At 65.8% G+C, this 13,984-nt stretch carries 11 protein-coding genes; 6 read left to right on the top strand and 5 right to left on the bottom strand.

Annotated features, from left to right (window positions below; all coding sequences use genetic code 11):
- Positions 1–87: 87 nt before the first annotated feature.
- Positions 88–543, bottom strand: coding sequence for a hypothetical protein (locus FHS47_RS17075; RefSeq protein ID WP_167030965.1), 456 nt, complete (start codon positions 541–543; stop codon positions 88–90).
- Positions 544–735: 192 nt separating this feature from the next.
- Between FHS47_RS17075 and FHS47_RS17070 the strand changes: the two genes are divergently transcribed.
- Both FHS47_RS17070 and FHS47_RS17065 read left to right on the top strand, forming a co-directional pair.
- Positions 736–1,149, top strand: a complete 414-nt coding sequence (locus tag FHS47_RS17070) for a universal stress protein (protein ID WP_167030962.1) — start codon at positions 736–738, stop codon at positions 1,147–1,149.
- 72 nt (positions 1,150–1,221) lie between these two features.
- Positions 1,222–2,043, top strand: coding sequence for a ferritin-like domain-containing protein (locus tag FHS47_RS17065; RefSeq protein WP_167030959.1), 822 nt, complete (start codon positions 1,222–1,224; stop codon positions 2,041–2,043).
- A 33-nt stretch (positions 2,044–2,076) separates the two neighbouring features.
- On the opposite strand, the gene FHS47_RS17060 is transcribed toward FHS47_RS17065, so the two are convergent.
- Positions 2,077–2,784, bottom strand: a complete 708-nt coding sequence (locus FHS47_RS17060; RefSeq protein ID WP_167030956.1) for a hypothetical protein — start codon at positions 2,782–2,784, stop codon at positions 2,077–2,079.
- A 106-nt stretch (positions 2,785–2,890) separates the two neighbouring features.
- Here FHS47_RS17060 and FHS47_RS17055 point away from each other — a divergent pair, with 106 nt between their 5' ends.
- From FHS47_RS17055 to FHS47_RS17040, 4 genes are all read left to right on the top strand, one after another.
- Positions 2,891–4,150 carry an MFS transporter gene (locus tag FHS47_RS17055; RefSeq protein WP_167030953.1) on the top strand — a complete coding sequence of 420 codons (1,260 nt, stop codon included), beginning with the start codon at positions 2,891–2,893 and terminating at the stop codon, positions 4,148–4,150.
- Between the two features lie 61 nt (positions 4,151–4,211).
- Entirely contained in the window at positions 4,212–5,519 is a 1,308-nt protein-coding gene (locus FHS47_RS17050; RefSeq protein WP_167030951.1) for a thioredoxin family protein, read from the top strand.
- Between the two features lie 74 nt (positions 5,520–5,593).
- Positions 5,594–6,277: a glutathione S-transferase gene (locus FHS47_RS17045; RefSeq protein WP_167030948.1), complete on the top strand. Its 684-nt coding sequence runs from the start codon at positions 5,594–5,596 to the stop codon at positions 6,275–6,277.
- Between the two features lie 94 nt (positions 6,278–6,371).
- Entirely contained in the window at positions 6,372–6,695 is a 324-nt protein-coding gene (locus tag FHS47_RS17040) for a hypothetical protein (RefSeq protein ID WP_167030945.1), read from the top strand.
- 1,269 nt (positions 6,696–7,964) lie between these two features.
- Here the strand turns inward: FHS47_RS17040 and FHS47_RS17035 are convergent.
- The 3 genes from FHS47_RS17035 to FHS47_RS17025 all read right to left on the bottom strand — a co-directional run bounded on the left by FHS47_RS17035 (position 7,965) and on the right by FHS47_RS17025 (position 13,686).
- The gene (locus FHS47_RS17035; protein ID WP_167030943.1) at positions 7,965–8,300 is read right to left on the bottom strand and encodes a DUF4377 domain-containing protein; all 336 of its coding nucleotides are present in this window, start codon (positions 8,298–8,300) and stop codon (positions 7,965–7,967) included.
- Positions 8,301–8,417: 117 nt separating this feature from the next.
- On the bottom strand, positions 8,418–11,111 hold the full coding sequence (gene aceE, locus FHS47_RS17030; protein WP_167030940.1) for a pyruvate dehydrogenase (acetyl-transferring), homodimeric type: 2,694 nt from the start codon (positions 11,109–11,111) through the stop codon (positions 8,418–8,420).
- Positions 11,112–11,385: 274 nt separating this feature from the next.
- Positions 11,386–13,686, bottom strand: coding sequence for an NADP-dependent malic enzyme (locus tag FHS47_RS17025; protein ID WP_167030937.1), 2,301 nt, complete (start codon positions 13,684–13,686; stop codon positions 11,386–11,388).
- Between the last annotated feature and the right edge of the window lie 298 nt (positions 13,687–13,984).

Genomic DNA, 13,984 nt, shown 5'->3' with positions numbered 1-13,984 from the left:
CGTGAGTGTACTCGCGGCGTCCCGGGGTTGCGCCAGCCCGTGAGATTCGCAAGAAGTGGGGGCGCCACAAGGGCGCCCCCAACGGGATTACTTCCCGAGCCGCTCGATTTCGAACTTGCTCACGTCCACGCCAAGGTTGATGCCACGACCCGTGCCGGTAACGGCCAGGGAGACTTCGCCCTTGGTCATGGCGGCGCTCTCGGCGCTCTTCACCACGCCCGCATTGGCACCGGCGCTTGCGTACTCGCCATAGATCTCGCTGATGCCCTTGACGTTGGTGAACTCGCCCTTGCCGCCTTCGATGCTGAACTTGCCGGCGGTGAGGCCGCCGCCGCGGACGTGGATGATCACGTCGGCGCTCTGACCGTTGTCGCAACGCACGTGGCCGCGGCCGTCCGCCTTCTTGTAGATCGCCGCCCAACCCGTGGTGCTGAAGGTCATGTGGCACTTCGTGCTGGCCTCGGCTGCCTGGGCCGGCTGGATGCCGAAGGAACCTGCCGCCGCCAGGGCCAGGGCGGCCATACCCGTGATGCGCTTGATCATGTTCGTTCTCCGTGGAAAAGGTGGCAGGAAACTGCGAGGCGGATTCTCCACTCACGATTGTGAAGAAATCCGGAGCAAGATCGGGGCCGTTCAGGCGGCGAGCGGGTTGGTGCACGGTCCGTGAACCGCTTCGCCGCATGGGACGCCAGGCCTACTATGAGGCTTCCCCCAATCCCGCCAAGGACACCCCCCATGCCAAAGTACATCCTGGTCGGCTACGACGGCTCCGAAACCGCTCGCCGGGCGTGCCTTTTCGCCCTGGAACTGGCGGCCTGCGCCGGTGCCCGCGTACATGTCGTTTCCGTGCTCCAGATCGAAAACGGCGCCGATACGTCCGCGCTGATGATGACCGACAACGGCGAGGAACGGCTGACGGCCCTGCGCGACGAGGTCGCCGGGCTGAACCCGGGTTCACGGGTGCCTGTCGAGATCGACGTGGTCCACGGCAGCCCCGGCGACGCCCTGCTCTCGTACGTGGCCCGGCACGGGGTCGACCACATCGTCATCGGCCATACCGAACGGGGCGCCCTGGCCCGCTGGCTGGTGGGCTCCACCTCCACGGATGTGCTCGCCAAGGCCCACGTTCCGGTCACCGTGGTGCGCTGAAGGCTCGCCTTTGTCACAATCCTGCCATTGCCCGTGCGGGCCACATTACAAAGAGACCGGGGAACGCCAGCAGTGAGCTATGCCGCCACCTTGCCATGGACGCTCGAAACACTGGACCTGTCGCGCATCGATGTCGCGAAGGTCAGAGACAACGAAGACCTCTTCCTGCTCCTGTGCAGCTCGTCCTTCGTCGAAAGCGGTTCCGACCTGTACACGCACAATCTCGTGGACCACTTCGCCGGCGACGACGAGTTGCAGGGCTGGCTCCGTGACCATTGGGAACACGAGGAACTGCAGCACGGCCGCGCGCTTGCCGCCTACGTTCGCCACGTGTGGCCGGAGTTCGACTGGGACACCGGGTTCAAGAATTTCTTCGCCCATTACGGCTCGGTCTGTACGTCCGAGGAACTGGAACCGAACCGCGGCCTGGAACTCGCGGCGCGCTGCGTCGTGGAAACCGGCACCGCCAGCCTCTATCGCGCATTGAACGACGTGACCGACGAGCCGGTGCTGCGCGAGCTCACGAACTACATCAAGAGCGACGAAGTGCGTCACTACAAGCACTTCTACCAGCATTTCCGTGTCTATCGCGAGCGCGACGGCATCGGCCGGATCAGCACGTTCCGCACCTTGCTGAAGCGCCTGCGCGAGATCAAGAACGAAGACAGCGACATCGCGCTGCGCCACGTGTTCAATGTGCGCTATCCGGACAAGGCACACGACGACGCGGAATTCCGTCGCGTCACCTCGCGTGCCGAGGGCCTGCTGAAGCGGCACATCCCCGCCGAGATGACGGTGAAGATGCTGCTGCGTCCGCTCGACCTGCCGCCGAAGGTGAACTCCATGCTGGAGTGGCCCCTGACGCGCATCACCGAGAAGCTGTTCCTCCACTGAGGCGCCCCGGCTCGTCGAGCCGGGCCCTCGCCGTCATTTCTTCTTCGGCAGCGGTGTCCACTTCTCCGGATCGAAACCGCCGGTTTCGAACAGGAGCGTCGTTTCCCCGCGGCTGACGGTCACCACGTCGATGGTCAGCCGCTTCGTCTTCGCAAGGTCCTTCAGGAACTGGGCGTCGTTGCGGAACAGCAGGGCCGGTTCGCCCGTGGGCGGCCGGAACGCCTTGATGATCTTCGCCTTGCCGTCGAAATTGGCCTTCAGCGAGCAATCGCCCTTGCAGACGAAGCCCTTGCCCGTGGTGGCATAGAGGAACACGCTCTGGCCCCACGCCGTGTGCCGGCGCAGGATCAGGCGAACCGTCTGCTCGCCGGTGGGCCGGCTCGACTGGATGGTGGCCGTGCTTTGCGTGCCGCCCTGCATCGGCGAGGTCTGGTAAAGCCACAGAGCCGCCAGGCGGGCTTTCTCACTCGCGGCCTTGTACGACGTTTCGAGATCGCCCAGCGTCTTCTTCACCTCCGCGGCCGCGGGCGTCTCGGGATATTTGTCGACGATCTCGTGGCCCAACTGCACCGCCGGGCCGTCATTGTGCAGCTTCAGCAGCTGCTGATAGGTCTCGAGCTTCTTCGCTGCTTCCTGGGCGCTGTTGTCCGGCGGGGGAGTCTGCGCGGCCTGCTGGTCCTGCGGCGACGAGCAGCCGGCGAAGAGTGCGGCGAAGGCGATGAGTGAGGCGATACGGCGCATGATCTTGCGGACCCCGTCTGGAAAGCGCCTAGCTTCCCCGATACCGCGGCCGCGATCAAACGGCGCCGGGGGGCGTAAAATCGGCGCAACCCCTCAAGGATCGCCGATGTCGTCCTCTCCCCGGGAAACCGTTTCGCTGCTCAGTTACCGTGCCTTCGTGCAATTCTGGTTCGCGAAGAACGCGTCCAGCTTCGGATTCCAGATGATGTCGGTGGCCGTGGGCTGGCAGGTCTACGAGATCACCCATCGCGCGCTCGACCTTGGCCTCATCGGCCTCGTGCAGTTCGTGCCGTCGGTGTTGCTCGCATTGCCCGCGGGGCACGTGGCCGACCAGTTCGACCGCCGCCGCATCGTGGCCATCTGCCAGGCGATCGAATGGATCGCCATCACGCTCCTCGCTGGCTTCAGCCTCTCCGGCCACCTGACCGAAACCGGCATCCTGGCGCTCGTCTTCGTCGTCAGCCTGGCGAAGACGTTCGAGTTTCCTGCGTTGCAATCCATGCTTCCCGCCCTGGTGCCGATGCACGTGCTGCCGCGCGCGATGGCGGCCAACGCCGCGGCAGGCCAGGCCGCCATGATCGCCGGCCCGGCGCTCGGCGGCATTCTCTATGTGGCCGGCCCGGCGACTGTATACGGTGTGTCCGCCCTGCTGTACCTCGTCGCCCTCGTGCTGATGACGCGGCTCGCGTACGACCACCTGCCACCGCGCCGGGAACCCGCCACGCTCAAGACCCTGTTCGCCGGTATCCACTTCATTCGCCACCGCCCGGCGGTGTTAGGGGTGATCTCCCTCGACCTGTTCGCCGTGCTGCTCGGCGGCGCCACCGCGCTGTTGCCGATCTTCGCGAAAGATATCCTCCATACCGGTCCGTGGGGTCTGGGCGTGCTGCGCGCCGCGCCGGCCGTGGGCGCCCTGCTGATGTCGCTGTGGCTTTCGCGGCATTCGCTCGAGCGACGCGTCGGCCCGATCATGTTCGCCTCCGTGGCGGGGTTCGGTGTGGCGACGCTGGTGTTTGCCCTGTCCAACGTGTTGTGGCTCTCCGTCGTCGCGCTGTTCGCGCTCGGTGCGTTCGACATGGTGAGCATGGTGATCCGCGGCGCCCTGGTGCAACTGGAAACGCCCGACGACATGCGAGGACGCGTAAGTGCGGTCAACGCCATCTTCATCAACACATCCAACCAGCTCGGCGAATTCGAGTCGGGCCTGCTCGCCGCGGCCATGGGTGCGGTCAACGCGACCCTGATCGGGGGCATCGGCACCCTCGTGGTGGTGGGGCTCTGGATGTGGTGGTTTCCGTCCCTGCGTCGCCGCCAGGGGCTGGTTTCGGACCCTGAGCCAGTCGAGGGCGCCAGCGGTACGGTCTGACACGAGCCCAAAAGCGTGCTATTAGGTGGACGTCTATACCTCCAAAGGGGATGAAGCCACCATGAAGCGACTGCTCGCCGCCCTGCTCTTCACCTTCGTTGCCGCGGCCCAGGCCGCGCACCCGGGTCCCGCCACGCTCGACGAAGCGCTTGCCCAGGGCAAGCGCGAGCAGAAGCCGGTGATGGTCGATTTCCAGGCGGTCTGGTGTTACTCCTGCTATTTCATGGCAAGCCACGTGCTCAACGGCAAGGAGTGGAACGACCTCAATACCAAGGTCGTGTTCTACGAAGCCGATGCGGACAAGCCTGCCGACAAGGCATGGATGCAGAAACTGAATGTCCATTTCCTTCCCACCTATGTGCTCATTGGCCCCGATGGCGAAGAACTCGGCCGCATCCTCGCGGAACGGCCGCGAGCCACCTTCTACACCGAGGTCGCGGGCATCCTGTCCGGCGATGCGCGGCTGTCGAAGCAGAAAGCCGACGCAGCCAAGGGCTCCATGGCGGCCGTGGCCGATGTGCTCGATACCTACCAGCTCCGTTACCAGGGCACGGAAGGCATGGCGTGGTTCGACTCCCTGCCGGCCATGGTCCGCAACGTATCGGACAAGGACAAGCGCGTCGCGCTTGCGAAGCAGCGGCTCCTCCTGCTGCAGGCGAAGGACAGGAAAGACGACAAGGGAATCGTCGACGCCTCGACCCGCGTGCTCGCCGGCAAGATCGGCTGCGATCGCCCTTATGTCCTCGACGACCTGATCGGCGCGAGCGAGTCGCTGCAAGCCGACGAGCGTCGCCGCCTCCTGGCGCCGCAGGAAGCGCCGTATAAGCAGTACCTCGACACACAGGTATTCACCGCATCGCCCGCCTGCGCCGACCAGCGCAGCGCCGTGCTCACGGCGGCCGATCTGGACGCCGCTCTGGGCGACCACGAAGGGGAGCAGGCGGTCTTGCGCAAGGCCATCGACCTCAGCCGCGAGAAGTTGCACGGCGACCTGCGCAGCGACCGCAACCTCGCGGATAACCTCCGCGTCTATCTGGTGCGTGCGAAGGCCGGCGAGGAACTGGACACGCTGGAGAAGCAACTGATCGCCGCCTACCCCGAAGACTACGTGTACAACTACCGCTACGGTCGCCGGCTCGTCGAGAACGGCAAGCCGGCCGAAGGGCTTCCTTATCTGGACGCAGCCGCGAAGAAGGCCTACGGGGCGAACCGCATCACCGTCGCCTCCTTCCAGGTGAAGGCGCTCCGCGCCCTGCACCGTGACGACGAGGCGCGCCAGCGCGTCGCGGAGACCGTCGCCGCGGAAGGCAAGGCCTTCCCCGAGCAGACGAAGAAGCTTCAGGAATCGCTTACTGCCGCCGCCGGCTGACCGACGCTCCCCGGCCCTTTCGTGGGCCGGGGAACTGCTACCCTTCGTGGCTCCCGCCAGTCCGAGCCCGATCCATGATCGTCGTCCATCACCTGAACAACTCCCGTTCGCAGCGCGTGCTATGGATGCTGGAGGAACTGGGCCTTCCCTACGAGATCGTCCGTTACCAGCGCGATCCGAAGACGATGCTGGCGCCGAAGAGCCTCCGCGACGTCCATCCGCTGGGGAAATCGCCCGTGCTGGTCGATGGCGACCAGGTGCTCGCCGAGTCCGCGGCTATCCTCGAATACCTCCTGGAGCGCTATGGCAACGGGCGTTTCGTGCCTCCCGCCGGCACACCCGAGGCGCTTCGCTACCGCTACTTCATGCACTACGCGGAAGGCTCCGCCATGCCGCCCCTGCTGCTGAAGCTGGTGTTCGTGCGCATGGAGTCTGCGCCGGTGCCCTTCTTCGCCAAACCCATCGCCCGCATGCTCGCGCGCGGTGCGCAGAAGGCGTTCGTCGACCCGCAGCTCAAGCTCCATCTCGACTACCTCGAAGACGAAATCGGCAAGACCGGCTGGTTCGCCGGCGACGAATTCACCGCCGCCGACGTCCAGATGAGCTTCCCCCTTGAGGCGGCGGCAAGCCGCGCCGCCCTGGATGCCTCGCGGCCGACACTGCACGCATTCCTGGAGCGCATCCACGCCCGGCCCGCGTACCGCGCGGCCCTGGAGCGTGGCGGCGACTACGACCTCGTACCGAAGCCGCCACGCTGAATCGAGGCTCAATTGCGCCACCACTGTTTACGCCTCCCTCACGACACGGCCTGCAAAGTCGGCAGCCTGTAGAACCAAGCGAGGGAGTCATCCGATGAGCAGAAATCGCGAGTTCGCGCGCCATGTCGAGAGCGCCGTCAACGGAGTCTCCGGCCGCGTCCGTCACTACGCCGACGAAGCCGCGGGAGCGGGCAGCGACCTTCTCGACCGCAGCCGCCGCATCACCGGAAAGTTGGCCCGCCGGGCGAACGATCAGCGCATCCGTTACATGGCCGAGGATCTGGCCGACGAGGCCACCTATCAGTATCGGAAACTGCGCCGCCGCGTTCAGCGCCATCCGGGCGTCACCATCGGCATCGCCGCTGCCGCCATCGGAACCTTCCTGCTGATCCGCCACGCGCTTCGCGACGACGATTGATACCTGTCTGCCTGCGCAGGGCGGTAGGGGCCGGGAGCGATCCCGGCCTTTTTTTTGTTCTTCGCGTATTTCCGGGGGCGTGGCGTGACTGCGTATATGGGGTCGGTATGGGGCTCGCTTCGTAGGGTGGGCTCGCCTTTTCGGCCTCGCATCGGCGCCTGTGTCGTTGTCTGGGAGCCAGTACCCGTTCCCCTCGCCGCGAAGGCTTACGTCGTTCCTTGCGAAAGGAGAGCCGCTGCGCGGCTCAATGTCTTATGGCTTCGTCGCGGCGGACCCGGGCGTCCGGGCGGGGGTCTTCGACTCGGCCTCCGTGCCTCGGCGAAGACGGCCGGCCGTCCAGGCCGGCCCCCTTCGGGCCTCTTCCGCCCGGCCACCCTCGACTCCAGACATCGCGGCGAGGGGAACGGGTACTGGCAGCGGACGGTGCGGGTTGGTGTTCGGAGAGCCGAAGCAGGAGCCGATGGTTGCTCCCGCATCTTGCCGACGGAGGCGCTGGGTGCCTGCCTTCGCAGGCACGACGGTAGGTGGGGCGCTGCGAGACTGTCGCATCGTGCTCTTGTGGGAACCACTTCGCTTTGTGTGGGAGCCGCTTCAGCGGCGATGGGTGCTCGCGACAAGCTTGCCCGCTGCCGCGGGATCGCCGGCATAGCCGGCTCCCACAGAGAGCATTGGGCAATTGTATTTCTTGGGAACCGAGGCCAGGGTTGTCTCGCCGCCATGGCGGCTCCTACAGAAGAGCGCGCGCCCCCGGCTTCCCCAGCCCCACACCGTCGTGCCTGCGAAAGCAGGCACCCAACGACTCCAGTGCGGACGGTCGCCGTAGACCGAACATAACGACGTCACGCCACGCGCCGCACACCACACCGCCGCACCGTCCGATGCCGGCAGCCGTCGCCCTCGCCGCGATGTCTGGAGTCGAGGGCGGCCGGGCGGAAAAGGCCTGTCAGGGGGCGGGCCAGGACGGCCCGCCGTCTTCGCCGAGGCAGGAAGCCGAGTCGAAGACCCCGCCCGGACGCCCGGGTCCGCCGCGGCGCAAGCCATAAGACACTAGCCGCGCAGCGGCTCTCCTTTCGCAAGGAACGACGTAAGTCGTCGCGGCGAGGGCAACGGCTGCCGGCTTTCAGGCAACGGAGCAGGCGCCGATGCGAGGCCGAAGGCGAGCCCACCCTACGAAGCGAAAACCAACAGCACCAAGTAGCGAAGCCGCAGCCCCCCGGAAATGCGCGAAGACCCTTTTTTTGGCCCCCTCAGGGCGCCGGCAATCCGTGCCTACTGCACCGGGTGTTGCTCGACCACCTTGTCGACGTGCCAGCTCACGCGCGAGGCGTCCTGAGGCGAGCTTCCCTTGGCGTGTACCTCGGTGATCTTCAGCAGGTACTCGTTGCCCGCCTTCCAGTCGAAACCTTCCACCGGCACGTAGGTCGGCTGCCAGGGATCGGTGGGCTGCTCCCGGTATTGCAGGCAGTCGGTCTTCAGCACGCCATGGCTGCACGGCACCTTGTCGCCGGCGATGTAGAGCAACCGCGAGCGCGAGCCGTGATCCGGCGGGTTGGTGGCGCAGGCGGCCAGGGCGGCGGCGGTGCAGGCGATGGCGATCAGGCGCATGGCAAGGTCCGGTTCGGTGATGCGTGGAGGGATAGCACCTGGCCCATCGACGACGCGTGACGCGAAAACGACGAAGGCCGGGATACCCGGCCTTCGCGATATTACAGGGGCTTGCTGTCAGACCGTCATGGGATTCGGCTTGTTCATGTCCAGCTTGTATTCCTTGATAGCCCGGCTGACATCCTTGGCGTTGACCTTGCCGTCCTTCGCCAGCGCCGCCAGCGCGGCATGAGCGATCCAGTAACGGTCCACCTCGAAGTGGCTGCGCAGGTTGGCGCGGGTATCGCTGCGGCCATAGCCGTCCGTACCCAACACCGTGTAACGCATGCCGTCCGGCATGAAGGCACGGATCTGGTCCGCGAACTCGCGCACGTAGTCCGTGGCGGCCACGGCCGGCCCCTGGCGATCCGCCAGCAGCCCGGTGACATACGGCACACGCTGTTCGGCTTCCGGATGCAGGCGGTTCCAACGCTCGGCGTCGAAACCTTCGCGGCGCACTTCCGTGAAGCTCGGCACCGACCAGATGTCGGACGTGACGCCGAAATCCTTCTCGAGCAGTTCGGCGGCGGCGATCACTTCGCGAAGGATCGTGCCCGAACCCATGAGCTGCACGCGCGGCTCGTTCTTCTTGGCCTTGCCGCCGTCCTTGAACAGGTACATGCCCTTGACGATGCCCTCTTCGCTGCCCTTCGGCAGATCGGGGTGGGCATAGTTCTCGTTCATCACCGTGATGTAGTAGTAGACGTCTTCCTGCTCCTGCATCATGCGGCGCGTGCCGTCCTGCAGGATGACCGCCAGCTCGTAGGAGAAGGTGGGGTCGTACGAGACGACGTTGGGGATCGCGCCCGACAGCAGGTGCGAATGGCCGTCCTCGTGCTGCAGGCCTTCACCGTTCAGCGTGGTGCGACCCGACGTTCCGCCGATGAGGAAGCCGCGCGCGCGCATGTCGCCCGCCGCCCAACAGAGGTCGCCGATGCGCTGGAAGCCGAACATCGAGTAGTAGATGAAGAACGGCAGCATCGGCACGTTGCTGACGCTGTAGCTGGTGCCCGCCGCGATCCACGCGCTCATGCCGCCGGCTTCGCTGATGCCTTCCTGCAGCACCTGGCCCTTCTGGTCTTCGCGGTAGTACAGCAGCTGGTCGGCGTCCTGCGGACGGTACTTCTGCCCGAACGGCGCGTAGATGCCGATCTGGCGGAACATGCCTTCCATGCCGAAGGTGCGGGCCTCATCGGCCACGATCGGCACGAGACGCGGGCCGAGCTCCTTGTCGCGGAGCATGAGGTTCATCCCGCGCACGAGGGCCATGGTGGTGGAGATCTCGCGGTCGCCCGTGCCCTTCGTGATCTGCTCGAATGCTTCGAGCGGCGGCGCCTTGAACGACTGGTCGGCCTTGCGGCGGCGCTGCGGCAGCGAACCGCCGAGCGCGCGGCGGCGCTCGAGCATGTACTGCACTTCCTCCGAGTCCTTGCCCGGGTGGTAGTACGGCACTTCGTCGAGCTTGTCGTCCGGCACCGGGATGTTGAAGCGGTCGCGGAAGGCGCGCACCGCGTCCGCGTCCATCTTCTTCTGGTTGTGCGCGGGGTTCTGCGACTCGCCCGCGGCGCCCATGCCGTAACCCTTCACCGTCTTGGCGAGGATCACGGTGGGCATGCCCTTGGTGTTAACGGCCGCGTGGTAGGCGGCGTACACCTTGTGCGGATCGTGTCCGCCACGGTTCAGGCGCCAGATGTCGTCGTCGGACATGTTGGCGACCAGCGCGGCCGTCTCGGGATACTTGCCGAAGAACTTCTCGCGCGTGTACGCGCCGCCGAAGGCCTTGCATGCCTGGTACTCGCCGTCGACGGTTTCCATCATCAGCTGGCGCAGCTTGCCGGTGGTGTCGCGGGCGAGGAGCGGGTCCCAGTAGCTGCCCCAGATGACCTTGATCGCGTTCCAGCCGGCACCGCGGAACACGCCCTCGAGTTCCTGGATGATCTTGCCGTTGCCGCGCACCGGACCGTCGAGGCGCTGCAGGTTGCAGTTGATGACGAAGATGAGGTTGTCGAGTCCCTCGCGGCCCGCCAGCGAGATGGCGCCCAGCGATTCCGGCTCGTCCGACTCGCCGTCGCCCATGAAGCACCAGATCTTGCGATCGGTCTTCGGCATCAGGCCGCGGTGCTCGAGGTACTTCCAGAACTGTGCCTGGTAGATCGCCTGGATCGGACCGAGGCCCATGGAGACCGTGGGCACCTGCCAGTAGTCCGGCATGAGGTAGGGGTGCGGATAGGACGACAGACCGCGGCCCTTGCCCGCCACTTCCATGCGGAAGAGGTCCATCTGGTCTTCGCTCAGGCGTCCTTCCAGGAACGAGCGCGCGTACACGCCCGGCGCCGAATGGCCCTGGTGGAACACCAGGTCGCCCGGGTGGTCGGCGCTTGGCGCGCGCCAGAAGTGGTTGAAGCCCACGTCGTACAAAGTGGCCGACGAGGCGAAGCTGGAGATGTGGCCGCCGAGGTCGCCGGGCTTGCGGTTGGCGCGCACGACGGTGGCCAGGGCATTCCAGCGGATGAGCGAGCGGATGCGCCATTCGATCGCGGCATCGCCAGGGCTGCGCGCTTCCATGTGCGGCTGGATGGTGTTCACGTATTCCGTGGTCGGGTCGAACGGCAGATAACCGCCGGCGCGACGGGTGGAATCCACCATGCGCTCGAGCAGGAAATGCGCGCGCTCGGTACCGTCGTGATTGATGACGGCATTGAGCGACTCCACCCATTCACGGGTTTCGGTGGGGTCGAGGTCCTGGTTCAGGATATCGTCGATCTGGTCCATGGATGCTCCGCTCGCGCGTGACGCGCGCTCATGGGGACTAAGAGAGGCCGCTGGGGTGGCGGGAAAACCTTTTCATGATAGCGCAAGGCTTCGGGATACGCGGCAGTATGTAGGTTTGGATCGTGTTAAATGCCGGCCGGACGCCTTAATGGGTAGGAGCGCGCCGTGCGCGCGACATGTTTTCGCTCCAGTTCCCAGGCTGGCGCGCCAGCTCCCGGGCTAGGCCCCAAAACATGTCGCGCGCAGGGCGCGCTCATACGGAATTTACGACCGATCAATCAGTTACGACGTTACGCGGCTTCCCAGCCCGGATCTGCGCCTCGACGCAGGCCACGGAGGTCATGTTCACCACCCGGCGCACGGTGGCCTGGGGCGTGAGGATATGGGCCGGCTTGGCCACGCCCATCAGGATGGGGCCGATGACCACCCCGTCGCAGAGCACGCGGATCATGTTGTAGGTGGTATTGGCGGCGTCCAGGTTCGGGAAGACGAACACGTTGGCCTTACCCTCCAGACGCGAGTTCGGGAAGATCCGCTCGCGCAGTTCCGAAGTCAGCGCCACGTCGGCCTGCATTTCGCCCTCGACCTCCAGGCGCGGCGCGCGCTCCCGGATCAGGCTCAGGGCCTCGCGCATCTTCTTCGCGTTGCGGGTCTCCCGGCTGCCGAAATTGGAATTCGACAGCAGTGCGATCTTCGGCTGGATACCGAACAGCTTCAGGCGGATGGCGGCCTGCAACGTGGCCTCGGCGATCTCGGCCGCGGTCGGGTCTTCCTGCACGTAGGTGTCGAGGAAGAAGAACGTGCCCTTCTCGGTGGCCACGGCCGCCATGGCCGACGCCTCGGTAACGCCTTCGTCGAGACCGATGATGTCGCGGATGTAGTCGAGCTTGCTCTGGTAGGTGCCCACCAGGCCGCAGATCATCGCGTCGGCCTCGCCGCGCTCCACCATCAGCGCGGCGATGACGGACGGACGGGAACGCACCACGGCCTTCGCAGAGGCGGGCGTGACGCCTCGGCGCTCCATGATCGAGTGGTAAAGCCGCCAGTACGCCTCGAAGCGCGGATCGGAGTGGATGTTGCACATCTCGAAGTCGATGCCGGGCTTCAGGCGCAGGCCCGCGCGTGCAATGCGCTTCTCGATGACGTCCGGCCGGCCGACGAGGATGGGCCGCGCCAGCCCTTCGTCGACCACCGTCTGCACGGCACGCAGGACGGTCTCTTCCTCGCCTTCCGCGTACACCACCCGCTTCGGATCGGCTTTCGCGCGATCGAAGACCGGCTTCATCAGCAGCCCCGTGCGGAACACGAAGCTGGTCAGCTTTTCGATGTAGGCCGGGAAATCGGTGATGGGGCGCTCGGCCACGCCGGAATCCATGGCCGCCTGGGCGATGGCCGGGGGCAGCTGGATGAGGAGGCGCGGATCGAACGGCTGCGGAATGAGGTAGTCGGCGCCGAAACTCGGCGGCTTCGTGCCATAGGCACGTGCGCTCACATCGGAGGATTCGCGGCGGGCCAGTTCGGCAATGGCCTTCACGCAGGCCACCTTCATGGCCTCGTTGATCACCGTGGCGCCGACGTCCAGCGCGCCGCGGAACAGATAAGGGAAGCAGAGCGCGTTGTTCACCTGGTTCGGATAATCCGACCGGCCCGTCGCCATGATGCAGTCCGGGCGCACCGCCTTCGCGTCTTCGGGAAGGATCTCGGGGTTCGGATTCGCCAGCGCGAAGATGATGGGACGATCCGCCATCGTCGCGACCATTTCCGGTTTCAGGATGCCGCCGGCCGACAGCCCCAGGAAGATGTCCGCGCCCTCGACGATCTCCGCCAGCGTGCGCTTGTCGGTTTCGCGTGCGTAGCGCTGCTTGTCGGGATCGAGGTCGGTGCGACCGGTGTGCAACACGCCGTCGCGGTCGAACGCGAGGATGTTTTCCTTGCGCATGCCCAGCGTTACCAGCATGTCGACGCACGAGATGCCCGCCGCGCCCATGCCGGTGGTGGCCAGCTTCACGTCTTCGATCTTCTTGCCTGTCACCAGCAGCGCATTGAGCACGGCTGCGCCGACGATGATCGCGGTACCGTGCTGGTCGTCGTGGAAGACCGGGATCTTCATCCGCTCGCGCAGCTTGCGCTCGACCACGAAACACTCGGGCGCCTTGATGTCCTCGAGGTTGATGCCGCCGAAGGTGGGCTCCAGGCTGGCGATGATGTCGACCAGCTTGTCCGGATCGGTCTCGTCGATCTCGATGTCGAACACGTCGATGCCGGCGAACTTCTGGAAGAGGACGCCCTTGCCCTCCATCACGGGCTTGCCCGCCAGCGCACCGATGTTGCCCAGGCCCAGGACGGCCGTGCCGTTCGAGATCACTGCGACGAGGTTGGAACGCGCCGTCAACTCGGCAGCCTGTTTCGGGTCCGCCACGATCGCGTCGCACGCCGCGGCGACACCTGGCGAATAGGCCAGCGACAGGTCGCGCTGCGTGAGCAGCGAGGTCGTCGGCGTGACCTTGATCTTGCCCGGGCGCGGAAGGCGGTGATATTCGAGAGCGGCTTGCCTCAGTTCCTCGGAAATGGCCATGGGATCCTGTGGGACGTAACGGGTCGGAAGGGTGCATGCGCCCATGGGGCCGCGGTGCAAGCGGGAATGGTATCACCGGCAAGCTTGGCTGCCGCTGTCGGCACTGTGTGGCAATGCGACATGCAGTGATATGGACGCCGACATGACAACGCGATGCACGCCTACCGCGTGCGCCGTGCGGGTGCGTACGTTCCCGACGCGAGGCTACGAATCCACCTACAGATTTTGCCGGTTCTGAGGGGGTTTCATGCATTTTGCCCGGCATGACGCCGGGCGCTCCCCCTCCCTCAGGAAAGGA

Origin of the sequence: Luteibacter sp. SG786, assembly GCF_011759605.1 — a bacterium.
GTDB lineage: Bacteria > Pseudomonadota > Gammaproteobacteria > Xanthomonadales > Rhodanobacteraceae > Luteibacter.
This window is presented reverse-complemented; position numbering and strand designations above follow the sequence as displayed.

Coding starts and splice junctions, on each gene's coding strand:
- FHS47_RS17075 (WP_167030965.1), bottom strand. CDS start 543: ATGATCAAGCGCATCACGGGTATGGCCGCCCTGGCCCTGGCGGCGGCA.
- FHS47_RS17070 (WP_167030962.1), top strand. CDS start 736: ATGCCAAAGTACATCCTGGTCGGCTACGACGGCTCCGAAACCGCTCGC.
- FHS47_RS17060 (WP_167030956.1), bottom strand. CDS start 2,784: ATGCGCCGTATCGCCTCACTCATCGCCTTCGCCGCACTCTTCGCCGGC.
- FHS47_RS17055 (WP_167030953.1), top strand. CDS start 2,891: ATGTCGTCCTCTCCCCGGGAAACCGTTTCGCTGCTCAGTTACCGTGCC.
- FHS47_RS17050 (WP_167030951.1), top strand. CDS start 4,212: ATGAAGCGACTGCTCGCCGCCCTGCTCTTCACCTTCGTTGCCGCGGCC.
- FHS47_RS17045 (WP_167030948.1), top strand. CDS start 5,594: ATGATCGTCGTCCATCACCTGAACAACTCCCGTTCGCAGCGCGTGCTA.
- FHS47_RS17040 (WP_167030945.1), top strand. CDS start 6,372: ATGAGCAGAAATCGCGAGTTCGCGCGCCATGTCGAGAGCGCCGTCAAC.
- FHS47_RS17035 (WP_167030943.1), bottom strand. CDS start 8,300: ATGCGCCTGATCGCCATCGCCTGCACCGCCGCCGCCCTGGCCGCCTGC.
- aceE (WP_167030940.1), bottom strand. CDS start 11,111: ATGGACCAGATCGACGATATCCTGAACCAGGACCTCGACCCCACCGAA.
- FHS47_RS17025 (WP_167030937.1), bottom strand. CDS start 13,686: ATGGCCATTTCCGAGGAACTGAGGCAAGCCGCTCTCGAATATCACCGC.